Origin of the sequence: Sinorhizobium fredii USDA 205 (assembly GCF_001461695.1) — a bacterium.
Classification (GTDB): domain Bacteria; phylum Pseudomonadota; class Alphaproteobacteria; order Rhizobiales; family Rhizobiaceae; genus Sinorhizobium; species Sinorhizobium fredii.
Genome location: NZ_AUTC01000155.1, coordinates 20,662 through 46,704, shown reverse-complemented (window position 1 = coordinate 46,704; position 26,043 = coordinate 20,662). Strand labels below are relative to the sequence as shown.

The window sequence follows — 26,043 nt, the reverse complement described above, 5'->3', positions numbered from 1 at the left end:
TCTCATCCAGATTGTCGCGCTGATCTCAGCCAGATTGTCGCTCTACAAGTATCGGGAAACTTGACGATCCGGCAGGATTAAAGGCCAGAGCGCTAGGCGCCAGACGATGGTGATTTTGCTCGTCGAAAATTGACGAAGCCAGCAGTCGATCAATTGCAGGATTGCTTGCAGGGCGCTGCGCCCATGGAACCTAATGGGACCTACTGGAGCCTAATGGAACCTGCTGCGGCATAACTAGCCGCAGCGAAAGGTGCCCCTCAATCTTTGCCGAGAGCGGAACTTTACAGGGCGTGAATGGTTTCAGGCCATCGCCCCCTAAAAATTGATCGGAATCCCGAGATGCCTACTGAGAAGACATTGAACGACCTCTTTCTTGACACGCTGAAGGATATCCTCTTTGCCGAAAAGCAGATTCTGAAGGCCCTTCCTAAAATGGCCCGCGCTGCCCAGTCGGAAGAAGCCAAGGCTGGCTTCCTGCAACATCGCGATGAGACTCAAGGACAGATCGAGCGTCTCGAGCAGGTGTTCGGACTGGTTGGCAAACCAGCCCGAGGCAAGACGTGCGAAGCCATTCAAGGGATCATTTCCGAAGGCGAAGAGATCATGGAAGAATACAAGGGCACCGCCGCCCTTGATGCCGGCCTCATCTCGTCGGCCCAGGCCGTCGAGCATTATGAGATCGCACGCTATGGAACGCTCAAATCATGGGCGGCCCAGCTTGGCCTCGATGAAGCCGTCGCACTCCTTGATGCCAATCTCCAGGAGGAGATCGCCACCGATCAGAAGCTGACGGCACTTGGCGAAGCCGCGGCAAACCCAAAGGCGTCCAGGCAGGCCGCCGAGTAGTTGCACTTCGACTTCGAGAAGCCGCCCTGCCAGGCGGCTTTATCATTCCGGCGCGAGCAAGTGCGCGCCTCGCGCGCAGTCCCCGGCCAAGAAAATTCAGCACACCGGAGTTCGCCCCATGGCTAAGAAATCTCTCGAAAAGTCGACCTCGAAGAGAAGAGAAACCGTGACAATCCATGATCAAAAGGTGCACGGGGGAGAAGGTGGCGAGCTTCACCAGGTAGCGGAAGATGGTACGCCTGTCCTGACCACCGCTCAGGGTGGCCCCCTTGCAGACGACCAAAATTCCCTGCGCGTTGGGCCACGCGGTCCCCTTGTCGTCGACGACTTTCACTTCCGCGAGAAGATTTTCCACTTCGATCATGAGCGAATCCCCGAGCGGGTGGTTCACGCACGAGGCTATGGGGCCCACGGCTATTTCGAGACCTACGACGCTCGCCGCTTATACCCGGGCCGATGTTTTTCAGCGGGCAGGTGAGAAGACGCCGGCTTTTGTCCGCTTCTCTATAGTTGCCGGCAGCAAGGGATCCTTCGATCTTGCGCGCGACGTTCGCGGCTTCGCGGTAAAGATCTACACCAATGAGGGAAACTGGGACCTGGTTGGCAACAACATCCCCGTCTTCTTTATCCAGGACGCAATCAAATTCCCCGATATTATTCATGCGGTGAAGCCCGAGCCGGACCGCGCCTTCCCCCAGGCACAATCCGCCCACGACACATTCTGGGACTTTATCAGCCTGACGCCGGAAAGCATGCACATGATCATGTGGGTGATGTCGGATCGCGCCATCCCTCGCTCGTTCCGGTTCATGGAAGGGTTTGGAGTTCACACCTTCCGTTTCGTCAATGCCAAGGACGAGTCGACCTTCGTGAAGTTCCACTGGAAGCCTAAGCTTGGCCTCCAGTCCGTCGCCTGGAACGAGGCGGTGAAGATCAATGGCGCCGATCCCGATTTCCATCGGCGGGATCTATGGCAGTCCATTCAATCCGGCAATTTCCCGGAATGGGAGTTGCAAGTGCAGTTGTTCGATCAGGAGTTTGCCGACGGCTTCGATTTCGACGTGCTTGATCCGACGAAGATCATCCCCGAGGAAGTCCTGGCGCCCCAACCGGTAGGACGTCTTGTTCTTGATCGTATGCCCGACAACTTCTTTGCAGAAACCGAACAGGTGGCATTCATGACGCAGAATGTGCCGCCTGGGATCGATTTCAGCAGCGATCCACTTCTCCAGGGTCGCAACTTTTCCTATCTCGATACGCAGCTGAAGCGCCTCGGCAGCCCTAACTTCACGCATCTGCCGATCAATGCGCCGAAGTGCCCCTTCGCGCATTTCCAGCAGGACGGGCACATGGCGATGCGCAATCCGGTCGGCAGGGTGAACTACCAGCCGAATTCTTTCGACGAAGGGCCTCGGGAATCGCCGATGAGCGGCTACCGCCATTTTCCGGCCGAAGAGACTGGGACCAAGGCGCGGCTCCGGCCGGAAAGCTTTGCCGACCACTACAGCCAGGCTCGACAATTCTACATCAGCCAAACCTCTCCGGAGCAACGCCATATTGCGGCGGCACTGACATTTGAGCTGAGCAAGGTGCAAACGCCGGCTATCCGCGAACGAATGGTGTCCCATCTTCTCAACATTGACGAGACGCTGGCAGCCACGGTTGCCCAAAAACTCGGCTTCCAGTCGATGCCTAAGCCGGCAGACGCCGCAGTGCCCACCCGTCAGGATCTCGAACCGTCCCCGGCGCTGAGCATCGTTGAACGCGGACCGAAACGTTTCGAGGGCCGCAAGCTAGGCATCCTGATCACCGACGGCCTCGATACGAGTTTGTTGAAGGGGTTGACGGCGGCGATTGCCAACGAAAAGGCCGTCTGCGAACTGGTTGCCCCAAAGGTCGGTGGCGCTACGGCGTCCGACGGAACCTGGATAGAGGCGCATCATATGATCGATGGCGGTCCCTCGGTCCTCTTCGACGCCGTCGTCTTGCTGACCTCGTCTGACGCGATTGATGATCTGGTGAAGGAAGCGAACGCCCGCGATTTCGTTGCCGACGCCTTCCAGCACTGCAAATTCATCGGATACGACCCCTCGGCGATGCCGCTGATCGAAAAAGCCGGGATCGCCGATGGCCTCGATGAGGGCACGATCGAGCTTCCAGGCGAACAGGGACTATCCGACTTCGTCTCAAAGCTCGGCAAATTGCGCGTCTGGGGCCGAGAACCGTCGGTGAAACTCGGCAAAGCGTCGTCGCCGGTACAGAGGAAATAGCGCTTATGGTGTGCGGGAGTTGGTCCCAGAATCGATAGAGCAGCCAAGGGGCCGGACCCTCTAGTATTGACGGTCAGGGACGTTTTGGCCGTCAGAGTGAACTGGCATTAGAGAAACCATCTCAGTTATTCTGATATTGGCGTTCTTGCTTCGGGCGTTGGCAATGGGATGTGGGAGTCCTAAATGTCGGAAAAGCTGGCCACTTGCAGCAGCGGGGCCAGCTTTCCTGTCGGCTCCAACGGCGGCAGACGATCGCAAAGATCCGGCTCCCTGGGGTTTTCGGCCTCAACCAGGATGAAGCGAAGCTTCGCATTGCCGGTATGCCTGCGGCGCGCCACCTTTAACATGGCCCCGGAGAAATCAGCGCTGTCGCATCGTGACCGCCACAGGCGAGTTCGAGCACGCGTTTGGGCTCGTCTCCGACGCACGGCGGATAGGTGCTCCCGGGAATAAGTGTCTTTATCGAACCGGCCAAACATAAAGTAGAGTAGGCACGCTCACGAAGATGACTAGCAATGACAACGGGAACCCTAGGCGCGGGTAGTCGGAAAACTTGTAGCCGCCAGGCCCAAATACAAGGGTGTTACACTGATGACCGACAGGGCTAAGGAAGTCCGAGCCGGCGCCGATCGCTACCGCCATCAAAAACGGTTCTGGTTTAAAGCCGAGACCGGTGGCAAAACTTGCTGCGATCGGTCCCATGAGGAGCACGGTTGCGGCATTATTGAGAAATGGGGTAACTGCCATAGCGGTTACCAAAATGAGTCCTAGGGCTCCCCATGGCGGCAGACCTGACGCGGCGTCGCCGAGCCAGCGGGCGACCAGCTCGCTAGCCCCGGACGTGCGCAGCGAATCCGAGACTGGGATCAACGCGGCAAGCATCACAAGGATTGGCCCCTCAATCGACTTGTAAACGTCGGTCAATGGAATTGCGCGAGAGACGATCATCCCAAGCGCTGCAGCGAAGAAAGCGACCGGTACGGGGGCAAGTCCGGCTGCCGTGGTCGCCATGGCGAGCGCTAATATGGTCAGCGGGACAAAAGCGCGGCGACGCGTACCAAGCAGCACTTCCCGTTGAGCAAGCGGGAAAAGCGCAAAATCCTGTAACAAGGCGGTAAGGCTCGGACGACTACCTTGCAGAACGAGTACATCCCCGGTTGCGAGCGTCAAGCTGCCGAGCCTCTCCTTGAGCCGTTCGCCGCGGCGACTGATAGCCAGAAGATTGACGCCATGGGTGTAGGAAAGCAGACAGACCCGCAAGCTGCGAATCCGGGCTGATGATCGCCTCCAGAGAAATGATTTCCGCCCCGGGCTGGCCTTCGCCCTGCAACGGTTTTCCGGAAAGCTGAAGCTTACCCCCGGATACGATACGGTCGAGCGCCGCCGAGGGACCCTCCAAAAGGACGGTATCACTTTCCCGCAACGTCAGGTCGGGGTAGGGCGCCAGGCGAGCTGCGCCTCGCAGAACTGCGGTGGCAATGATTTCACCGTCGCCCAATTTCAGCAAAGTGTTTAGCGGTCCTCCTATCAAACTCGAAGCCTCGGGGATCGCCACTTCACTTGTGTAATTCTTGATCTCAACGGCGTCTTCGATGGGGCCGTCCTGTTTTGTACGGCTGGGAACCAGCCTGTGGAAGATCAATAGGAATGTTATGCCGACGATCGCTAGTATGCCGCCGACCGGGGCGAAGTCGAACATTGTAAAGGAGGTTCCCGTCAACTCTGCGCGTATCCGCGACACAACAATGTTCGGGGAGATGCCGATCTGGGTCATTAGGCCTCCCAGCAGCGCGGCAAATGCCATCGGCATGAGGTATTTAGACGGTGAGACGCCGGATTTCTTGGCGAACTGGAAGGCGACCGGCATCATGATTGCCAGGGCGCCTATGTTCTTTATAAAGGAGGAGAGCACGGCGACGACGATCATGAGAAGCGCGAGTTGCGCATGCATTGTGTTCAGGTTCGGGAAGAGTTTCTTGATCGCGATGTCGACTATACCGGATCGCGCTACGCCTGCGCTCACGACCAAAGCGCTGCCGACGATGACAACGATATCGTCAGCAAAGCCTGAGAAAGCCCTGTCTGCAGGAACAATGCCGATCGCTACCGCAGTGACCAGACCGCAACAAGCCACGACATCGTAGCGAAAACGATCCCAAATGAGACCGCCATCATGATCGCGATGACGGAGAAGGCCAGTATCTGCTGTGTTGTCATGTGACACCAGAAGAGGGGCTGGAAGTCACCGACAACCAGCTCTCGAGGTCCGTCGCTGGAAACTCGCGCCGCTTCAGCATGTTCCCGGCAAAGCGATCGAAAGAGTAACCAGCTAGTGGTCTTTCGCGTCGAAGCCAGCGATGTCGCTGCGGTCGCCATCGAAATTCCTAATGGATTAAAAACGGCCAACAGAGGAACGCAGCGCCGCTTTTTTTTTCGAAAGCCCGCAATCTGTGGAAACCGCGGAACGCCCGTTGATCGTTGACTCCGCTTATGGTTCGCCATCGTCACGCCGAGGCGCTCGGCGGTATGACGCTCTATCGTTGCGCGCCCGCAGTAGGAATTTCGGGATCAGAATTAAGCGCGATCAGATCGTGGTGGCCGAGGTGATAACACGAATTAGAACGCGCGTTTGGCCAGAAAGACATCGTCATTCGGGCGCTGCCCATGCACGGTTATAGTTCAAGGGATGGAGGAAGAAGGAGTTGACCTCGCCGAGATTTCGCCGGTCTTTATAGAAAGGACTTTCCGTGATGTAGCTGATCACGTCGGCAAGGACTTGCTATGCAGTCGCTTGCCAGACTGAGTTTTCCGACTGCTGGTCGTTTCCGAGCCCGGTGCGAACAGGAAGACCTGGCTTCCATTCTGACGCCGATAGTCTGCGACCGACTAGCTACTCGCTTCGCAGCGGAAGATATAACACATAGCCGTCGCCCGTCGCCGCGATCTCCGTGTAACGTCTTCCTCGAGTTCCTATTCGGTCATCGCCTGCTCTACGCCGGCCCTTGCGCTTAAACTGTCCGACGGCTAGTGCGGCTCCGTCCGGCGCGTGACTGTCCGGGGACGGCCACCATCGGAAGATCAAACGTTCTCACAAAACCCACGATCGAGGCGGATCAAACCGTGCATCAGCGGGTTTCTACACCGAACATACAGGAACTAACGCACGCTTCCTTCTATCGCATGACTTCGCATCCAAAACATCGACGGCTTGTCGTCGTCAGCGATTTTCAGGCCGGGTGGCCATTTGCCTCCCGGGTACCCTCGGTTCGAGAGTTCCAGAACCAGTGGGAAAAGCGTGCGCGCGAACAGCCTAAGGCAGTTGAACGGGCACATCGCGATTTTATGGTAGAGGGCGGATACATCGAACGTCTTCCTCTGGCCTGCTTGAAGGTGGGGATAGTCGATGCTGTGGAGATTTGGACACATTGGCGCGGGGACGATCCTCCGGAGACAGATCTAGGGGAAGAACCGCTCCTCCGGCGTTCATTTCAGATGAATGGTCCGGAAGTACCGTTTGCATCAAACGACATGCTGGCCCACATTTTCACATTTGGTCCGCCTGACGTTCTTTGCGTATGGGGCCTTGGCGTTTCTGAAGACATCCTGGCCGCCTGTAAAGGCAGTTACCTGATTTACAATTCCATCGACGCGCCAGCGTTGCGTATCCCGCCCGAGATTAGCCGGCATTTCGATCTCGTGCTCACCGGTGCTAAGTGGCAGTCAGACGAGGTGACCGACCGGCATCCGGGAATGAAAACTGCCATCCTGCCCATCGGTCCGGAATTCGCTTCAGACAGTATGTTTTATCCGTGCCACAGCCCGAAGCCCTATGACGTCATCTATGTCGCAGCCGCGCAGAGCTACAAGCGTCACGACATTCTTTTCGAAGCTTTGGCGAAACTCCCGCCCTCCTATCGGGCGTTGTGCGTCTTTGGTTATGGGGAGATGAGCGAAACTTTGCGTGCGCAAGCTCGTGACTTGCAGATCAACGTTGACTTCGTCGGTCCGCCCGGCGTCCCGTGTGCCGAGGTAAACCGCTTGATGAACCAGGCCAAGATTGGCGTCGTTTGCGGCGTCGATGATGGGGCGCCAGCGATCCTGACCGAATACATGCTTGCCGGGTTGCCCGTCCTTGCGAACAGCGCGCTTCGGTGCGGACTTCAATATATTACGCCGCAGACTGGGGGCGTCGCAGCAGCTGGAGCCTTTCACGAAGGGATTATTGAGATGCTCTCGACGCTTCCCGATTTTTCGCCCAGGCAGACCGTTCTCGACAACTGGACCTGGCCGCACTCGGTGCGCAAGCTGAGAACACTGATGAATTTTTCCGCATATTAGTTATGTTTGAAGGAAGCACGCGGAACAAACCAATGGGATCGTAGTTTGCATCCGTCTCTCAAACGCGGATGTGCAATGAATCTCTCCAGCTCGTTTTCTCAAGCGGCACGTCCCGTGTCCGCCCACAACACACCCCTTATTTGTTTCTCTCACTTACGCTGGGATTTTGTGTTGCAGCGCCCGCAACACCTGATGGACCGCTTTGCCAAAGATCGGCAGGTATTCTTCTTTGAGGAATTTATTCCGACAGACCATCATCTCGCCTATCTCGAAATTCATTCATTCGAGGGAACGGCGGTCAAGGCCGTTCGTCCCCGCGTTCCGCATGGATGGAGTGAAGGCGACCGGGAACGGGCGCTGAGAAAACTGCTGGATGACCTTCTCGGGCTTTGCGGCGCGACACGCCCAATTTTGTGGTTTTACACTCCGATGATGTATGATTTCGCCAGCCATGTGGATGCGTCGGCGGTCATTTATGACTGCATGGACGAACTGGCGAATTTCAAATTTGCACCGCCCCGACTGAAGGAAACGGAAGCTGCGCTCATCGGGCGGGCCGATGCGGTATTCACGGGAGGACATAGCCTTTACGAGGCGAAGCGCCATCTCCATGCCAACATTCATCCCTTTCCATCGAGCGTCGACGCAAGCCATTTTCAGACCGCACGGCTGACCTGTGAGGAGCCGTCCGATCAACGGACGATTTCCGGCTCGAAACTGGGATATTATGGCGTTATCGATGAGCGTCTCGATCTGGCCTTGATCGATGCGGTGGCCAAAGCCAGACCAAACCTCTCCTTCATATTTATCGGTCCGATTTCCAAGATTTCGCCGGATGATCTGCCGAAGGCCCCAAACATCCATTATCTCGGACAAAAGAAATACGCTGAACTGCCGGCCTATCTTTCGGGATGGGATGTGGCATTGATGCCGTTTGCCCTCAATGAGGCAACAAAGTTCATCAGTCCCACGAAGACGCCGGAATATCTGGCAGCCGGACGGCCAGTTGTCAGCACGCCGATTGCGGATGTGGTGCGTCATTACGGTGATGTGGGTGGCGTATTTCTGGCTGGAGACGCCGATGATTTTGCTGCGGCATGCGAAAGTGCGCTTACCTTGAAAAGGTCAGGCACGGATTGGCTGGCATCAGTCGATACTATGCTTGCGGGGTCATCCTGGGACGAGACGTTCCTTGCGATGAATGCACTGATGGATGAAGCTGTGACACGGCGGATCGTGCCCGAGCCGCCTCCCAAAAGAAGCTATCCTCGAAGATCAGGCGCCGCGTTTTCTTTGGCGTACGATTATCTGATTGTCGGTGCAGGGTTTGCCGGTTCGGTCCTGGCAGAGAGACTTGCATCCGATGGCAATAAGCGCGTGCTTCTTTGCGACCGACGACCACATATCGCCGGGAATGCCTATGATTTCCACAATGCAGATGGCATCCTGGTTCATCGATACGGACCTCATATCTTCCACACCAACAGCGAGGTCGTCCTCAACTACCTGTCGCGGTTTACCGATTGGAGACCGTACGAGCATCGGGTACTTGCACACGTCGGCGATCATCTATTGCCTGTTCCCATCAACAGAACGACGCTGAACGCCCTATACGGTCTTGACCTCAAGGACGAGGCGGAAGCCGCGCTATTTCTGGCCAGCCGCGCCGAGCCGTGCCGTGCGATCGTGACGTCGAAGGATGTGGTCGTGTCACAGATCGGCAGTCATTTGTACCGTGCATTCTTCGAGGGTTACACCCGAAAGCAATGGGGGCTTGATCCCACGCAGCTCGACAAGTCGGTAACGGCGCGGGTGCCGACGCGCACAAATACGGACGACCGGTATTTTCTCGACACCTACCAGGCGATGCCGCTTCATGGGTATACCGAAATGTTCGAAAAGATGCTGGATCACGAGAACATCACCGTCTTGACCGGCACCGAGTATGCCGACATTCACCGGGACAGCCTGGCAGCGCATACGATCTTTACAGGGCCAATCGACGAATATTTCGGTTACCGCTTTGGCCGACTGCCGTATCGCAGCCTGAAGTTCCAGCACGAAACGCATGATATCAGTCGCATGCAACCCGTAGCCGTCGTAAACTATCCGTCCGAGGCCGTGCCTTATACCCGCGTTACCGAGTACAAGCATTTGACCGGGCAGATCCACCCGAAAACCAGCATTTCCTATGAGTTCGCCTGTGCCGACGGAGACCCCTACTATCCGATTCCGCGACCGGAAAACCAGGCACTCTACAAGCAGTACGAGGCGTTGGCACGAGAGCGCGCGGACGTAACGTTTGTCGGGCGACTGGGAACCTACAAATACTTCAATATGGACCAGGTTGTTGGTCAGGCGTTGGCAACCTATCGGCGGATGGTGAAGACAGTCCCGACCGACGCCATGGCTGCCAGCGCTCAATGAACACACGTTTACGCATAGTGCTTGCAACCGACAGCGTCGATCCATCCGGAATGGGTGAACACATGCTGACGCTGGGGCGGGCGCTCCAGGGCCAGTTCGATGTGACGCTTGCCGCCATCGATGGGATCGAAGCCGCGCTGCTGACAAGGGCTGCACGTTGCGGCGTCGCGGTCAAAGGCATCGATGATAACGCGTCGTTCGAACATTGGCTGGGGTTTTCAGGCGTTTCTTTGCTCCACGTCCACGCTGGCATCGGTTGGGAGGGGCATGAGATAGCGCGCGCAGGGGTCGCCTGCGGCATCCCGGTTATCCGTACGGAGCATCTTCCCTATCTGCTCACCGATACCGAGCAGAAGGAGCGCTATGCCAATGAAAGTGATGCTCTTGCGCATCATATCGTCGTTTCGGAAGCGTCGAAGTTCAGCTTCGAGAGCAACGGGGTCAATGCATACCGAATGACGGTCGTCCGCAATGGAATCTTCCCGCTAGGCACACGGAACATTACCGATCGCAGCAAAGCCGCACTTGGGCTCGACGGAAAAAACGTCCTCATTACGGTGGCGCGCTTTTCTAAGCAGAAGGACCACGCCACTCTGATCAAGGCAATGCCGGCAGTATTAGCCGCGGACCCGTCGGTCGTTTTGCTTCTTGTTGGCAAAGGCGAGGAGATGGAGCCTGTTCGGGCACTGGTCGAAGACTTGTCGCTTAGCCCGCATGTCCAGTTTCTGGGGCATCGCATCGAGATCGACCAGTTGATGGCCAGCGCCGACCTTTTCGTCCTGCCGTCGCGATTTGAAGGGCTACCCTTAGCAGTGCTCGAAGCAATGTCGGTCGGACTGCCTGTCGTCGCAACCCGGATCGGCGGCACCGTCGAGGCGCTTGGACCGGAACATCCGTTCCTGGCTGAATGCGAAAATCCGTCCTCATTGGCCCGCGTGCTGATCGAAGCTCTGAGAGACCCGGAACGGGCGAAAACGATCGGCCGGGCCGGCCGGGACAGGTTTCACACTGAATTTTCAGCGCAGCGAATGGCGGACGAAACCGCGGCTGTTTATCGGCGATTTCTTTCCGAGCAGACGGAGAATAAACAAGGACATCACTTCATGGACAAGACACGTGTCGGCTTCATTGGCGTCGGGGGCATCGCCCACCGGCATCTCGAGATTTTGGCCGGTTTCGAGGACGTGGCGCTCGTTGCTTTTGCAGACCCGGACTTCGGACGCGCCGAGTATGCCGCGTCGCGGTTCGGTGCGAAGGCGTTCGAGAGCCACAGTGCGATGCTGGAGAAAGAGGCGCTGGATGCGGTCTATATCTGCATTCCGCCCTTTGCCCATGGCGATGCCGAACGGGATCTGATCGCGCGTGGCACCCCGTTCTTTGTCGAAAAACCCATCACGCTCGATATCGGGCTGGCGGAGGAACTGTCTGCCGCGATCGAAGCCGCAAAGCTGATCACGGCTGTCGGCTATCATTGGCGCAATCTCGATACGGTAGAGGAGGCGCGCCGGCTTCTGGCTGAAAATCCCGCTCAGCTTCTGTCGGGCTATTGGCTGGACCAGACGCCACCGCCGCAATGGTGGTGGAAGAACGACCGCTCGGGCGGCCAGATGGTTGAGCAGGCGACCCACATCATCGATCTGGCGCGATACCTCATTGGTGAAGTTACGGACGTTTATGGCCGTGTCGGCTTCAAAGACCGCCCCGAATTTCCGGGCCTTGATGTGCCGGCGGTGACCACTGCGAGCCTCACCTTTCAGTCGGGCGTTATCGGCAACATCTCCTCGACATGTCTTCTCGGTTGGAGCCACAGGGTCGGACTGAACATCTTCGCCGACCGTCTTGCGATCGAGCTGACTGACCATGACATCATGATCGATGTGGGTGCTGGTCGACCCGTCCGGCATGCCGAGGGCGATCCCGTCTGGCGGGAAGATCGCGATTTTGTCGACGCCGTGCGCGGGGGCAATAATAATATTCGCTGTGCCTACGCGGATGCGCTGGCGACGCACCGGCTCGCGCTCGCGGTCGCATCTTCGGCCCGCAGGGGGGAGCCGATAAAGCTCGATCCGCCTGTCATAGTCCGCAACGCCGTGACGACGCTGCAGTATCAATCGCCGTCCGAGGCCTCTCGGGGACTATCTCCAGGCCATCGTGCCATCCGCTCTCTTGGCATCGAAGGGCCCGGAAAAGCTTTCTTCTTCGACTATGAAGAGGGTCCGCCCGATGACGGCCATGTCCGGTTGGAAACGCTCTTTACCGGCTTTTCCGCCGGCACCGAACTTACCTTTATGAAGAACACCAATCCCTACTTCCACTCCCGTTTCGATAGCGGGCGTGGCGTTTTTGTCGAGAACGAGCCGGATCTTCACTACCCGGTGCCTTTTCTGGGATACATGGAAGTGGCGCGCGTCTCGGAGTCGAAGGCGGTCGGCTTCAAGGAAGGGGATGTCGTTGCCGCGACCTACGCGCACAAAAGCGGCCATACTGCCGATCCATTCCTTGACTTGCTGGTGCCCTTGCCAGCCGAAATCGACCCCGTTCTCGGCATCTTCGTAGCACAGATGGGCCCAATCGCGGCTAACGGCATTCTACATGCGGATGCGGACGCTCTGGGGAGCAACGTATCCTGTCTCGGACTTGGGGTTGCGGGGCGTCACGTGGTCGTGCTCGGAGGAGGCACGGTTGGATTGATGACGGCGCTTTTTGCGCAGAAAGCGGGGGCCTCGGAAATCGTCGTTGCCGATCCTTCGGAGTTTCGGCGGAACAAGGCGCGGGGCATGGGTCTGATTGCGATGACCGAGGATGAGGTCTGGCAGCACGCGAAAACGCGATGGCATAACGGCGGAAGCGATCGCGGCGCCGATGTCGTGTTTCAGACACGGGCGCATCCGTGGAGCCTCCACGTCGCGCTGAAGGCACTGCGCCCGCAGGGCACAGTCATTGATCTCGCCTTCTATCAGGGCGGCGCCGAGCGGCTGCGGCTAGGCGAAGAATTTCATCACAATGGCCTCAACATCCGCTGCGCGCAGATCAACCGCGTACCCAGAGGACTGGCGCCGCTGTGGAACAGGCGCCGGCTTGCCGAGGAAACGGTCCAGCTCGTAAAAAGCCACGGAGCTCTCATTCGCGAGCATATGGTCACGCATGTCGTTCCATTCGACGATGCCCCAAAATTCCTCGCCGATCTGGTGGAGAACCGGCCGGAATTCCTGCAGATCGTCTTCAAGGTCAGCGGATGAGGCCGGTTGAGCCACCACTCCGTATTCTGTTCGTCTTCGCATGGCTAGTGGTCGGGGGCGAGGAGACGGAAGTCCGACTTCTGGCTCGTAGTCTCAATCGAGTTCGCTACCGGATCGATGTCGTCGCCTGTTTCCACAAGCCCAACATGCCCCGCCAGACGCATGAACAATTGACGGCCCTGGGCGTCGACGTGGATACGACGCCTTACGATCTGTCGTTCGACGACACGGTTTCCTATCTTGCAAATAAGATACCGGGATACGACGTCGTGGTCTCGTGCCAGAATGTTGCAGATATTTACCCGGCGTTGGAGCGTGTCCATCTGCGACCGCCGCTGATCGAGCATGGTGGACTTGTGTCCGAAGCGCTGGCAGGACCGAAGCATTTCACCAGCCGCTATGTCGGTGTCTGCCGATCTATACGCGACGCCGCTGCCTCGGTCATGCCGGGGCGCGGAGAAGATGCGATCGAAATCCCCTCGATGGTCGATCTTACGGAGTTCGACCCTACCCAGCGCGCCGCAATGCGTGCGTCGCTTGGTGTGGCAGAAAGTAAAGTTCTCATCGGCTGGGTGGGGCGGCTCGATCCAAAGAAAAATGTCGAGGATTTCATCGAGGCAGCGGCGATCGTGCATGCGGAAAATGAGTCTGCGCGTTTCGTAATTGTCGGTGGGCCGGACGCGTTTATGCCAGATTATGCAGCGCATCTGCAGTCGCTAGTCGCTTCGTGGGGGCTGGGCGATGTGCTGACTTTTCTTGGGGACCGGAAGGATATTCAGGCGCTTCTGTCGGCTTTCGACATTTTCACCTGGCTGTCGAAGGGCGAGGTATGCCCCATGTGATAGCGGAGGCGGGCGCGGCCGGCTTGCCTGTTATCGCGACGCCTGACAACGGGGCCTTGCAGCAGATCGAGGATGGGGTGTCTGGCATATTCGTGCCCTATAGCGACCCAGCCGCGGTCGCGACGGCGATGAAGAAGCTGATCGCGTCAGCCGATTGGCGCAGAAAGCTCGGACAGGCTCTGCGTTCAAAGGTGGAAACCCACTACAGTGTAGCTGCTGTAGTTCCCCAGTGGGAAAGCGTCATCCAGAAGGTCGTCGACGAGAGGCGGAAGTCGGGGCCTGCGGGCATATTCCAGTCCTTTCTTCAGGGCGGTTTCGAGTGTTCCACGCATCGCTTGCGTGCACGCGAGGGCGAAATTATCGGAAAACGCCTGGATGTGATCGCCGCGACTCGGCATGATGTCTATGCCGCGGACGACTATGCGCAGCTCGCTCGCCATGCGATCCGCACCGTGCGCGACGGATTGCGCTGGCACCTGATCGAGGCGGTCCCCCGGGAATACGACTGGTCAAGTTTCCTGTCGATGCTCCGGGCAGCGAAGGAGACCAGGACGCAGGTGGTCTGGGATCTGTTGCACTATGGCTGGCCCGACGACATCGACATCTGGTCTCCGGGTTTTGTGACGCGTTTCGCGCGCTTTGCGGGTGCTGCGGCAAGTGTCGTACGGCAGGAAAGCGACGCCGTGCCGTTTTACGCGCCCGTCAACGAAATCTCGTTCTTCTCGTGGGGCGGCGGCGACGCCGGCTACCTCAATCCTTTTGCCAATGGGCGCGGCTTCGAATTGAAGGTTCAGCTGGTGCGTGCTTCTATAGAGGCGATGGAAGCCATTCTTGCGGTGGATCCGAGAGCGCGCTTCGTCCACTGCGATCCGGTGATCAATGTTATCACCGATCCGTCGCGCCCTTGGGAGCGGCGCGCCGCTGAAGGCCACCGTCAATCCCAGTTTCAGGGCTGGGATCTGCTCGCGGGACGGCTCTGGCCGCAGATCGGCGGTGCGGAAAAGTTCCTCGATATCGTTGGCGTAAACTACTACCACAACAACCAATGGATCCACGGCGGGCGGTCGATCGATATGGATCATCCGCTCTACAAGCCACTCAGGACAATTCTGATCGAAACATATGCGCGGTATGGCAAACCGCTCTTTCTCGCGGAAACGGGGATAGAAGCGGAACGACGCGCCGACTGGATAACCTATGTTTACGCCGAGGTCAGAGCCGCTATGGACGCCGGAGTACCCGTAGAGGGCATATGCCTTTATCCGATTGTCTCTCATCTCGGCTGGGATGACGAGCGGCCTTGCGAAAACGGTCTGTTTGCGGCGCAGATATCGGGTGAGGGACGTGCAGTGTATGCACCTCTTGCCCGTGCTTTGCGCGAGATTCAGCGCAGACTTGAACTTGTCCCGGGCGTCAAAAACAATCCGCGATAGCCGACTGCTGGAGATGACAGCTCGGTTGGCTGCGGAGCCCTGGCCAGATATCGGTCACATCTGGACTTGGGCGTGGTGCGCGCATTTCGACTCACGGTGTGAGTCGAGAGATCCATGGCCACCGATAAGCTGTCGGCATATCACGCCAAGCGCGATTTCAAGAAAACGAAGGAACGAGCGGCGAAAGAAAGCAGGATGCAACCCGCCTGCACTACGATCTGAGGCTCGAGCTCGACGGCGTCTTCAAATCCTGGGCGGTGCAAACGCCGTAGCCGCGCCCTCCGCTATGGCATCATGGTGCGGTAACGCTCGCGCTCGCGTTCAACCTGATCAAGCGTGTATGGATCCGCATTTTCGTCAAAACGCGACCACCCTTCTTCAGCATAGATGCTCCTGCGGACGGCGGGATCGACGCGGTCACGTTCCTGCAGTATCGCTTCTGCTTGAAGCGCAAGGCTGTCGTCCATCCTTGCCGTCACCAACGTGCCGCCGCGACGAACGCCCTCGGCATAAACATGGGCGTCCTCTTCATTGACGCCGGAATTCGGCAGCGCGCCGATTATGCCTCCGGCTGCGCCGCCAGCGACCGCACCTGCTGCTGCACCGGCGGCGGTGGCGGCAAGCCACCCAGCGGCCACGACGGGGCCGACACCTAGGATAGCCATAAGGCCCAGTCCTGTCAAAAGCCCAAGCACACCACCTCCCGCTGCTCCGAGGCCAGCCCCTGTGCCGGCACCTTCAGCCGCATTTGAGCTGTCTGTGTTTCGGCATGCAAATTTGGACGCCGATAAGGGGTGAATTTTGCACGCCGATTGACAGCCAGCCGCAGCATGCGGCTCTTGTTGATGGCATAGCGTTTCGAGGTGCAGTTGGAGAGCATCCGCACAAGCCAGGAGATCATGGCGGCATCGACCTTGGGGCGCAGGATCAGCGGCGCGTGATGCATGAACAGCCATTTCAGCGCCTTCATCGGAATGCCGGGCGCGGCCCAGGGCGAGCAATAGCCGAAGGAGACCTCGCCGGCATTGGCGAAGCTGGTCTCGAGCGCCGGGCCAGGCTGGCGGTCGACGACCGTGACCTCGTGGCCCGTCTTGGCAAGCTGGTAGGCCGTTGTGACGCCGACGATACCGGCGCCGAGAACGATGACTTTCATAATGTCCTCACTGGGGGAAAAGAAAGGCCAGCGGAATTGCCGCTGATAGCGATGGCCGAGACCGGTCAGGATCTCGTAGGAAATGGTGCGAGCGTCCCGCGCGATGTCCTCGAGCGTCTGGTTAGGGCCGAGCACTTCCACGAGGCTGCCGAGTCTGATGCGGCCCTCCGGCAGGGCGGAGATGTCGATGGTGATGCTGTCCATGGAGACGCGTCCGACGATCCGCAGGCGAATGCCGTCGCAATAGACGGCGCCGCGGCCGCTGAGGCTGCGCGGCAGGCCGTCCGCATAGCCGGCGGCGATGGTGGCAAGTCGCGTTTCGCCTGTCGTCACATGGGTGGCGCTGTAGCCGACGCGTGTGCCGGCCGGTACGGTGCGCGTTTGGACGACAGCGACCTCGAGGCGCACGACCGGCTCCATTGGGTTCGCCCGACCCGCGGTCGGCGCGCCGCCATAGAGCGCAATGCCGGGACGGGCGAGGACGCCGTGATACGTCTTGCCGAGGAAGATGCCACCCGAGTTGGCGAAACAGACAGGAAATTGCGGAAATTCCGACGTGATGCGGTTCATCTCGGCGAGCTGGTCGGCATTCTGGTCGCTAGCCGCATCGTCGGCAGAGGCGAGGTGGCTCATGATGAACTGGACCTCGATTCCGTTCTCCGCCTTCACCAGGCCGGCAAGCGTCGCCCACTCTTGCGGCGGCACGCCAAGGCGCGACATGCCGGTGTCGAATTGCAGCACAGCCGGGAGTTTAAGGCGGAGTGCCTTCGCGCCGCTTGCCCATTGCCGCCACTGCTCCCGCGAATTGATGACTGGGACGATTCCTTCGCGGGCGCTGGTGGCCTCGTTGCCGGGCTGGAGGCCGTTCAGGACGAAGATGGTGGCGTCAGCGGCGAGGATCGGACGCAAGCGCAGGGCTTCAACAAACTGAGCGACGAAGAAATGACGGCAACCATGGGCATAGAATTTCGCGGCGACCCGGGCGGCGCCGAGCCCGTAGGCGTTCGCCTTGACGACGGGGCAACGCGCGCCGGGGCAACCTGTTCTGCAAGCCTCTCATAGTTACGGGCAAGGGCGGCTAGATCGATGGTCAAGTAGCCTGACGCGCCGCCCGCTCCGCTCTGCCCCTTGCTCTGTGTTGCGTCCATTTCCAGCCTCCAAGGTGCTGGCGGAACCTAGTGAAACGATCGTGAAATTACTGAGGAAACAGCGCTTGATTATTGCGTGTAGTCATGTGTTTTGAAGGAAACATCGAATTTTTAGAATAACCTGCAATGACCGCACTGGACGCGATCGACCGCAACATCCTCCGTCTCCTGAGACTCGATGCGCGCATGAGCAACGCGAGTGTCGCCGCCGAGGTCGGCCTTTCACCCTCGGCCTGCCTCCGGCGAATAAAGTTGATGGAACAGGCCGGCATCATCCGCGGCTATACGGCACTCGTGGACACGTCGGATATTGAGACGACAAGCGCCGTCATCATCAACATCACGCTGGAACGGCAGACGGAAGACCACCTCGATCGCTTCGAGGCGGCGGTGCGCAAGCATCCGGAAATCCGTGAGTGTTTTTTGATGACCGGCGGTTCGGACTATCTCCTGCGCGTCGAGGTCGCCAATGCGGGCGAGTTCGAGCGTATCCACAAGGAGATCCTGTCGACCCTGCCAGGAGTTTCAAGAATCCATTCTAGCTTTGCGATACGCAACGTTTTTGCGACGAAGCCTAAAACGCGCCGGCGAAGCAAATGTTAACGTTGGCTTGGCCCCGCTAAGTCTGACACCCCGCGATACTGGATTGGCATATCAGTCGTTATTGATGACACCAACGGTCGTGCGGTAATCTGTACGGCATTAGGAAATTTGTTCTTTGATTACTTCCGCAAGCAGCGCTAAGTGGGATTGCATAGCGCGTTCGTCGATTGCAGCATAACCCAGCAACAGGCCGCGAACGGGCTCGCGATAGTAATATCTTGAAAGTGGGATCACGTTCAGCTTCACATCATTCGCCTTGCTGGCGATTGCGACATCGTCGAGAGGGCGCTTGAAACGGAATGCGATCTGTATCCCCACGTCGGCCTCAAAAGGGTCCATCCATTCGCTTAGATATTTTTGGCCCAACTTCAGAAATGCCTCGCGTCGTTCAGCGTACAGACGCCGGGTGCGACGCAAGTGACTAGCGAAATGTCCGTTCATGATGAAATCGCTGAGTGTGGCCTGCAGTGGTAAACTGACCTGCTGGCCGCAATAGAGAGCAGCTCGCTTGACTTGTTCACAAATTGACTGCGGCACTACCATGAACCCGACCCGGATTGCGGGAAACAGTGTTTTTGCAAAAGTACCCACGTAAATCGTGAGCCCAAAATTATCATTCCCCTGCATCGCTGGGATCGATCTGCCGAATAATCGATACTCGCTGTCGAAGTCGTCCTCGATGATCCATGCCGCTTTTCGGTTGGCAATTTCAAGTAGACGCAACCTCTGTTCCACACGCATACTCAGCCCGAGAGGGTGCTGACACGAAGGCGTTGTGTAGATTAGCCGGATGTTACCTTCGGGCACGTTTTGAAGGCCCCAGCCCTCCTCAGTAACATTCAGCGGCTCGATATCAGCACCCGCCGCGCTGAACACGAGCCGGGCGTTAACGTAACCTGGCTCCTCCATCAGCCTGCGCACCTGCGCAGGGTTTTCTCGATCTATGACAAGAAAATTCGCGCAATCGCCTATCAAGCCGGGTTGGCTGTAAGTCTGGCTGTCATCGTTACAGGAATCGCGACCCAAACCGTTTCTAACATGAGACAGCGCGGCATTCCCCTGACGTTCGACTTCTGGAACCAAACGGCTGGCTTCCAGATAAATCAGACCCTGATCCCTTATGACACGCTTTCCAGCTACGGCCAGGCGTTCTGGGTCGGGGTTGCGAACACACTTCTTGTCAGCGCTTGTGGCATCGTGCTTGCCACGGTCATCGGATTCCTGATCGGCATATCGCGCCTTTCTAACAATTGGATAGCAGCCAAGGTGGCAACTTCCTATGTGGAGGTCATCAGGAACATCCCGCTGCTGCTTCAGCTGCTGTTTTGGTACAACGCGGTTCTCAAGCCGCTGCCCGCGCCGAAGGCTTCTATCGCCCTTCCGGGGGGGATCTATCTCAACAACCGTGGGATCATCCTGCCTGCCGTCGAGTTTCATGCAGGGGCCGGCTTGGTTGGCATCGCAATCGTTGCATCAGTCGCATTCACAATAGCATTCAGCGCCTACGCAAGCGGCGTTCAAAAGCGAACCGGCAAGCAGCTTCCGGTCTTGGCCGTCGGCCTGCTCCTGCACACAGGGTTACCGTTGGCGGCTTATGTGGCGGCGGGAAGCCCATGGACTTTCACGTATCCGGAACTAAGGGGCTTCAACTTCCGTGGCGGCCAACAAATCTACCCTGAGTTCGCGGCCCTCCTTCTCGGCCTCTCCGTCTACACGGCGTCATTCATCGCTGAAATCGTTCGCGGGGGCATACAGGCGGTTTCCAAGGGTCAGACCGAAGCGGCCCATGCCCTCGGGCTCCCGCAAGGCAAGACGTTGCGGCTCGTCGTGGTGCCTCAAGCGCTCCGGATCATCATTCCGCCTCTTACCAGCCAATACCTGAACTTGATCAAGAACTCCTCGCTTGCTGTTTTCATTGGATATCCTGACCTCGTGCAAGTCTTCGCGGGATCGGTACTTAACCAGACAGGCGCCGCGGTCCAGGTGATGGCCATAACGCTCGCTGTATACCTGGTCATCTCCCTGATTACGTCAGCAGCAATGAATGCCTTTAACCTGCGCTTCGCGCTCGTGGAGAGATAACATGACCACAACTCTTCCTGTCGCGGCGGCTTTCCATCACGAGTACATCCCAGCCACACCGCCACCGGCGGACATCCGACCTAGCCCCGTGACCTGGGCGCTAAAGAACCTGTTCTCGAGCCCGTTCTCATGCCTATTGACTGTATGCTTCACCGGATTGGCGGTGTGGCTCGTCTCCCAGTTTCTGAGTTTCGCGTTGATTAATGCCGTCTGGCGCGGGGACAGCGAAGTCTGTCGCGCCAATCCCGATGGTGCATGCTGGTCCTTCATTGGTGCCAAGCTGAACTACCTCCAGTACGGAGCCTATCCTGCCACCGAACGCTGGCGCGTCGACCTGACGCAGGTGATCGGGGCCATTTTGATCGCTTGGCTTCTTTGGCGGAACGCTCCGCGTCGGAACACGGCAGCGCTCCTATTCTTCGGAGTGTACCCCATTGCTGGGTTCGCTCTGCTTCGCGGCGTCGAAGCGATCGGCCTGCCTGTCATCGATACCACCCTCTGGGGCGGGATGATGATCACGCTTTTGATGTCGGTCGTGGGGATTGTGTTTTCGCTGCCGCTGGGTGTCGTCCTGGCCCTCGGCCGACGCTCCGGGCTACCGATCGTCAGGGCTGTCTGCGTCTTCTACATCGAGGTTGTGCGCGGTGTGCCTTTCATAACCGTTCTCTTCATGGCGAACTTCATGATGCCTCTATTTGTGCCGGAGGCGCTCACACCCGATAGGCTGCTGCGGCCGATGATCGGAACTGCCCTCTTCTCAGCCGCATACATGGCAGAAATCGTGCGCGCCGGATTGCAAGCTATCCCGAAGGGACAATACGAAGGCGCCCAGGCACTTGGGGTCGGGTACTTCACGATGATGAGGCTAATCATCCTGCCTCAGGCCTTGACCATCGTCATCCCCGGCATCGTTTCGACATTCATCGGCCTGTTCAAGGATACGACGCTGGTGGCGATCGTCGGCATCGCCGACTTCTTGCGCGCAGTCGAAGCAGCCCGCATCGATCCGAATTGGGCAGGACCAACGATCTCCTCCACTGGCTACCTCTTCGCCGCGATCATCTACTGGTTCTTCTGCTTCGGAATGTCCCGATACTCGCAGTCTGTGGAACGTCACCTCGCGCGCGGTCATAAATCATAGGAGTTGTCGATGTCCAACAAATCAAAACTCTCGCCAGTAATCTCGCCGGAAAACGACCGCGAAACCGCAGTCGAGCTACACGGCCTCAACAAATGGTATGGCGCATTTCACGTTCTGAAGGATCTCAGCCTGTCCGTGAGGTCGGGGGAGCGGGTCGTTGTCTGCGGCCCCTCAGGATCCGGTAAATCCACGATGATCCGCTGCATAAACCGGCTTGAAGAACATCAAAGGGGTCGGATCGTCGTAAACGGGGCTGAACTGACGGCTGACCTGCGCAATATCGACATTATCCGCGGGAATGCGGGCATGGTGTTCCAGCACTTCAACCTATTCCCCCATCTGACCGTCCTGGAGAACTGCACGCTCGCCCCAATCTGGGTAAAGAAAATGCGTAAGCGTGAGGCGGAAAGCGTTGCAAGAGAATATCTCCGCCGGGTCCGAATTGAGGACAAGGCGGGAAGCTATCCGGGGCAGCTCTCAGGCGGCCAGCAACAACGAGCTGCGATTGCGCGTGCCTTGTGCATGAACCCGAAAGTGATGCTCTTCGACGAGCCGACATCCGCACTCGATCCCGAAATGGTGAAGGAGGTCCTCGACACCATGAAGTCATTGGCGGCGGAAGGCATGACCATGCTCTGCGTGACGCATGAAATGGGTTTCGCCCGGGAGGTGGCCGATCGCGTCGTTTTCATGGACCGAGGGGAAATCGTCGAGGCCGCGACACCAGCCGGCTTTTTCACAAATCCCCGATCGGAGCGTGCACAGCAGTTCTTGCGACAAATCTTGAAGTGACTTGTCCGATCTTCTTGCCAGCGCGGTGGTTCGCGCAACAATAATTTCTAGGAATCTGAACCAATGACATACTCACAGCCGGGCGTGCCGGCGGCCGGGAAACCGGCCGCGGAGGAGTTTGATTTTGGCGTTGTCCACGATCGCAGCCAATTCGGATCTGCGAAATGGGCCAATCAATGGGATGAGTTCTCCCCTCGTGTCGAGGGCGAAGGGCTGATCTCTCTCTGGACGGCTGACATGGACTTCCGGGCGCCGGAGCCAGTGATCGCGCGCCTGCGGGAGGCTGTCAATCATGGCATCTACGGCTATACGAAGCGCGATCTGCGTCACTATGAAATCGTCAAATCATGGTTCGAGCGTCGCCACAACTGGGACGTAGACATGGCGACCCTGCTTCCTGCCCCTGCCATTATGCCTTCGGTCGCGGCGATACTGCGGACCTTCACGCAGCCAGGAGACGGCGTCATCGTACAGGCGCCAGTCTATTCGCCATACTTTCAAGTTGTCCGCGACAACAACAGGACGCTCCTGATCAACCGCTTGAGGCTTGTTGAGGGTGATTACGAGCTCGACCTGGATGACTTCGAGCGCCTGGCTGCAAACGGGGCGCGCGCCTTCTTATTGTGCAATCCGCACAACCCGGCTGGGAAGGCCTGGACGCGCGAGGAACTCGAGAGCTTGGATTCGCTATGCGAGCGCTACGGCATTCTGGTCATCTCCGACGATATTCACTGCGACATTCGCCTAAACGACCGCCCACACGTCGTATTTTCCACGATCGGTGAGGGCGCGGCGGCGAAGTCCTTCATCTGCACAGCCCCTACCAAAACGTTTAACTTGGCCGGTGTGCCTTCGGCCACGCTTTCCGTCGCTGACTCGAAACGCCGGGAGGAGTTGTTCCGAGTTATGCAAGCTTCATTCATGGTGAACGCCAATTTCTTTGGGCGTATAGCTCTGGAGGTTGCTTACACCTCAGGCGATCAGTGGCTGGACCACCTGACACCCTATATTCGCAACAACGTCAATCTTGTATTGAGCTGGGCCGCGGAGTCACTTCCGGGTATCTCCCCTATCCGACCCGACGCCTCGTTTTTGGTCTGGCTAGACGCACGGGAAGTGGACGCAAAAGTTGGAGGCGTACATCGCTTCTTCGTCGAACGAGCCGGCGTCAACTTATACGATGGGCGCGTTTATGGGCCGGGGGGAGAGGGCTTCATTCGGCTCAACGTCGGTTGCCCGCGTTCGGTCCTCGAGGAAGCTTTGGCACGCATGGCGAGCGCCCTTTCACCGCTGTAGCCCGGCGTCGAGTTCGCCGACCCTTTCCCGCTTTTCCGTGCTTCCAAAATCGCACGTATTGATGGAACTGCTGGTGTCGCGAGCCACGAAGATAGGGGTAGTGATCCTAGATTTTCACCGCTGGCGGGGTCTGCAGTTGATGCCTTTCAAGGGGAGGAATGAACGATCACCTCTGGCAGGTCGGCTCGCTTTGCGACGAACCGAAGGGCTGCAATGGGATCAAGCCGGCCATTCACTGCGCCTACTTTCGATGACCGCTATGGGTCGAAGAGAGCCGTTCTTCACAAGCCCTGTGCACGTCTTGTTGCGAGGATGTTCACGCTCTGGGCTAGAAAGATCGCATGATGTATCGACTGGAATGTGCCGTACAGGCGCAGGCTCCGGCTATGCCGCTCTATCAATTTCCGGGATCAACTCTAGTTCTCCATGAAGCGCAACTTCCTCTGGCCGGAACTGGTTGAGTTGGACATGGCTACGGTGCTGGTCTCGGCCGGTATGGTCCACCAAGGCGTTCGACGCTACGCCGAAGGCGGCCCGCCGGATCGTCGGCGAGCTTGGCTTGCGGGAAATGACGGGGAGGGGAGTGTTTGCGCGTAGGGCGTCCTATAAAGGTAGCGAGTACCGGACGCCTGCCGCGGTATGCTCGCGGATGGAGCGGGACGCGGCGCAAATACCATCGGTGTTCCGCACCCCGCTTTACTGCTCCCGGGAGGGTTAGCGAACGTAGATCGTCAGCCCGCCGTCAGTCGCCTGTTCAGCGCCGCCAATGTTGTCCATCTCGACGTTCTGCGCCTTCAGCTTTTCAGCCAAGGACTTGTTCGTCTTGACCGCCTCGAGCAGCGCTGCGCGTTGTTCCGGCGTGGCATGCTCGACCCACATGCGCGTTTGGTTCTGCTCCGCAAGTGTGCTTACATCGACGACATTGATCTTGTCGCCGCTAGCGCGTCAAGCGCGAGTTCGGCGACTGTTCCGAGCGACTCGAAGGTGACGGCATTACCGCCGACGGCGCCGTGGCCGATATAAGTGGAGTACGGACCGTTTGAGCGGGGTCATTCGTCCAACCATGCAAGCAATGCGATGTCGTGTTTCGAAGATTGCTCTTGAAAAAGTGGGATCGTCGTTATACTAAATACGCAAATTTAGTATAACTTCCGTCGTCTACCATTTCCTTGATGGATCGCGGAGCTGTACTAAAAACTCCCATTTAGTACAGCGGGCAACATGAAGCAGATCGATCTCATGTATCGCACCATGACCGCCGAACTCGGTCAACGGCTGCTCGATGCTTCCTTCTCGGCCGACTTCCCGGTGGAAGGCCGCTTCGTCGGGGTCAACAACAAGGGCCGGAAATATTGGTATTTCGACCAGCCGTCGGAAGGAGACGGGTATCGCCAACAGCGCCGCTATGTTGGACCGGCCGACGATCCGGAGATCAACCAACGGGTCGAGGACTTCAAGGTGATCAAAGACGATACGAAAGCCCGCCGCAAATTCGTCTCGACGCTCGTTCGTGAGGCTGGCTTGCCGGAACCGGATCGCTTTACTGGCGATGTCGTCGAGGCTCTCGCCAATGCCGGAATCTTCCGTCTGCGGGCCTGCCTTGTCGGATCGGTCGCCTTCTCGACCTATGCGGGACATCTTGGCGTCCGTCTGCCTGCTGCGTCATTCCAGACCGGAGATGCCGACTTCGCCCAGGACTATGCGATCTCGGCCGAAGTAGGGGACAGCCTTCCACCTATTCTCGAAATCCTTAAGGGCATCGATCCGACATTCCGGCCGGTCATGCATCGCTCGGGGTCATCGCGTGTGACCGGCTTCATCAATCGCAGCGGCTACAAGGTCGAGTTCTTGACTGGAAACAGGGGATCAGATGACCACATGGACAAACCGGCCGACATGCCCGCCCTTGGTGGAGCCTCGGCCGAACCGCTGAGATTCCTGGACTTCCTGATCTATGAGCCGATCAGAGCCGTCATGCTGCACAAGTCAGGCATCAGCGTGATCGTACCAGCTCCGGAGCGCTACGCGATCCACAAGCTGATCGTCGCCAGCCGCCGCGTCGTTGACACGCTTGGTTCCGCGAAACGAGACAAGGACTTGAGGCAGGCCGTTCTCCTGTTCGAGGCACTCGATGTCGCCAATCGGCTCAATGAGCTGTCGGACGCACTGCACGAGGCATGGGAGAGGGGAGAGGCCTGGCGCTCCGCGATCAAGACCGGAATCGGCTACATGAGCCGCGCTGATCGGGCGAAGACGGAAGCGTTGTTCAAGGAACTCAGCGTCGATCCATTCAAGGAAGATAGGTAGGGGGCTGTTTCACAGATTTAGCCGCTTGTTTCTGACCAAGTACTCGCGCCTATGCCGATCTTTGGATTGCGGCGCGATCCCCATTGTGATGTAGAAGAAGAATTCCCAATACAGAACTTCGGCATC

The 26,043-nt window shown here is 58.1% G+C and carries 13 protein-coding genes and 8 pseudogenes; 14 read left to right on the top strand and 7 right to left on the bottom strand.

Annotation, left to right across the window (positions count from 1 at the left end):
- Positions 1 to 339 precede the first annotated feature (339 nt).
- Positions 340 to 846, top strand: coding sequence for a YciE/YciF ferroxidase family protein (locus N181_RS21815; protein ID WP_037402433.1), 507 nt, complete (start codon positions 340 to 342; stop codon positions 844 to 846).
- A gap of 118 nt (positions 847 to 964) precedes the next feature.
- Positions 965 to 3,116 (top strand): annotated as a pseudogene (katE, locus tag N181_RS21810) (catalase).
- A gap of 459 nt (positions 3,117 to 3,575) precedes the next feature.
- On the opposite strand, the pseudogene N181_RS21805 reads toward katE, so the two are convergent.
- Positions 3,576 to 5,333: pseudogene (locus N181_RS21805) on the bottom strand (SLC13 family permease).
- 475 nt (positions 5,334 to 5,808) lie between these two features.
- Positions 5,809 to 6,002, bottom strand: a pseudogene (locus N181_RS34935) (hypothetical protein); the annotation flags it as partial.
- A 294-nt stretch (positions 6,003 to 6,296) separates the two neighbouring features.
- Here N181_RS34935 and N181_RS21800 point away from each other — a divergent pair.
- The 5 genes and pseudogenes from N181_RS21800 to N181_RS35375 form a co-directional block, all read left to right on the top strand.
- Complete coding sequence (locus tag N181_RS21800; RefSeq protein ID WP_037435606.1) at positions 6,297 to 7,454, top strand: glycosyltransferase family 4 protein; 1,158 nt, start codon at positions 6,297 to 6,299, stop codon at positions 7,452 to 7,454.
- A 75-nt stretch (positions 7,455 to 7,529) separates the two neighbouring features.
- Positions 7,530 to 9,881: a UDP-galactopyranose mutase gene (gene glf / locus N181_RS21795; protein WP_037400329.1), complete on the top strand. Its 2,352-nt coding sequence runs from the start codon at positions 7,530 to 7,532 to the stop codon at positions 9,879 to 9,881.
- On the top strand, positions 9,878 to 13,120 hold the full coding sequence (locus N181_RS21790) for a glycosyltransferase (protein ID WP_060563882.1): 3,243 nt from the start codon (positions 9,878 to 9,880) through the stop codon (positions 13,118 to 13,120). Before glf ends, N181_RS21790 begins: the two co-directional genes overlap by 4 nt.
- Positions 13,117 to 15,395 (top strand): annotated as a pseudogene (locus N181_RS21785) (glycosyltransferase). Before N181_RS21790 ends, N181_RS21785 begins: the two are co-directional and overlap by 4 nt.
- A 114-nt stretch (positions 15,396 to 15,509) precedes the next feature.
- Positions 15,510 to 15,655: pseudogene (locus tag N181_RS35375) on the top strand (DNA polymerase ligase N-terminal domain-containing protein); the annotation flags it as partial.
- A gap of 24 nt (positions 15,656 to 15,679) precedes the next feature.
- Here the strand turns inward: N181_RS35375 and N181_RS21780 are convergent.
- The 3 genes and pseudogenes from N181_RS21780 to alr form a co-directional block, all read right to left on the bottom strand.
- Positions 15,680 to 16,264 (bottom strand): hypothetical protein, encoded by a 585-nt coding sequence (locus N181_RS21780; protein WP_371864116.1) that lies wholly within the window; start codon positions 16,262 to 16,264, stop codon positions 15,680 to 15,682.
- Positions 16,265 to 16,368: 104 nt separating this feature from the next.
- Positions 16,369 to 16,548, bottom strand: a pseudogene (locus N181_RS35590) (FAD-dependent oxidoreductase); the annotation flags it as partial.
- A gap of 30 nt (positions 16,549 to 16,578) precedes the next feature.
- Positions 16,579 to 17,696, bottom strand: a pseudogene (gene alr / locus N181_RS21775) (alanine racemase); the annotation flags it as partial.
- 126 nt (positions 17,697 to 17,822) lie between these two features.
- Here alr and N181_RS21770 point away from each other — a divergent pair.
- Positions 17,823 to 18,299, top strand: coding sequence for an Lrp/AsnC family transcriptional regulator (locus tag N181_RS21770; RefSeq protein ID WP_037435614.1), 477 nt, complete (start codon positions 17,823 to 17,825; stop codon positions 18,297 to 18,299).
- 99 nt (positions 18,300 to 18,398) lie between these two features.
- Here the strand turns inward: N181_RS21770 and N181_RS21765 are convergent, their stop codons facing one another.
- The gene (locus N181_RS21765) at positions 18,399 to 19,208 is read right to left on the bottom strand and encodes an aminotransferase-like domain-containing protein (RefSeq protein WP_037435624.1); all 810 of its coding nucleotides are present in this window, start codon (positions 19,206 to 19,208) and stop codon (positions 18,399 to 18,401) included.
- A 12-nt stretch (positions 19,209 to 19,220) separates the two neighbouring features.
- Here N181_RS21765 and N181_RS21760 point away from each other — a divergent pair, with 12 nt between their 5' ends.
- From N181_RS21760 to N181_RS35245, 5 genes and pseudogenes are all read left to right on the top strand, one after another.
- Entirely contained in the window at positions 19,221 to 20,381 is a 1,161-nt protein-coding gene (locus N181_RS21760; RefSeq protein WP_037435627.1) for an amino acid ABC transporter permease, read from the top strand.
- A 1-nt stretch (position 20,382) separates the two neighbouring features.
- Positions 20,383 to 21,522 (top strand): amino acid ABC transporter permease, encoded by a 1,140-nt coding sequence (locus tag N181_RS21755; RefSeq protein WP_037400656.1) that lies wholly within the window; start codon positions 20,383 to 20,385, stop codon positions 21,520 to 21,522.
- Between the two features lie 9 nt (positions 21,523 to 21,531).
- Complete coding sequence (locus N181_RS21750; RefSeq protein WP_050994756.1) at positions 21,532 to 22,314, top strand: amino acid ABC transporter ATP-binding protein; 783 nt, start codon at positions 21,532 to 21,534, stop codon at positions 22,312 to 22,314.
- A gap of 63 nt (positions 22,315 to 22,377) precedes the next feature.
- Positions 22,378 to 23,610: a MalY/PatB family protein gene (locus tag N181_RS21745; protein WP_050994757.1), complete on the top strand. Its 1,233-nt coding sequence runs from the start codon at positions 22,378 to 22,380 to the stop codon at positions 23,608 to 23,610.
- Between the two features lie 447 nt (positions 23,611 to 24,057).
- Positions 24,058 to 24,199, top strand: a pseudogene (locus N181_RS35245) (helix-turn-helix domain-containing protein); the annotation flags it as partial.
- A gap of 125 nt (positions 24,200 to 24,324) precedes the next feature.
- On the opposite strand, the gene N181_RS21740 reads toward N181_RS35245, so the two are convergent.
- The gene (locus tag N181_RS21740; protein WP_234885924.1) at positions 24,325 to 24,489 is read right to left on the bottom strand and encodes a hypothetical protein; all 165 of its coding nucleotides are present in this window, start codon (positions 24,487 to 24,489) and stop codon (positions 24,325 to 24,327) included.
- Positions 24,490 to 24,831: 342 nt separating this feature from the next.
- Between N181_RS21740 and N181_RS21735 the strand changes: the two genes are divergently transcribed.
- Positions 24,832 to 25,917, top strand: a complete 1,086-nt coding sequence (locus N181_RS21735; protein WP_037435616.1) for a nucleotidyltransferase family protein — start codon at positions 24,832 to 24,834, stop codon at positions 25,915 to 25,917.
- Positions 25,918 to 26,043 lie beyond the last annotated feature (126 nt).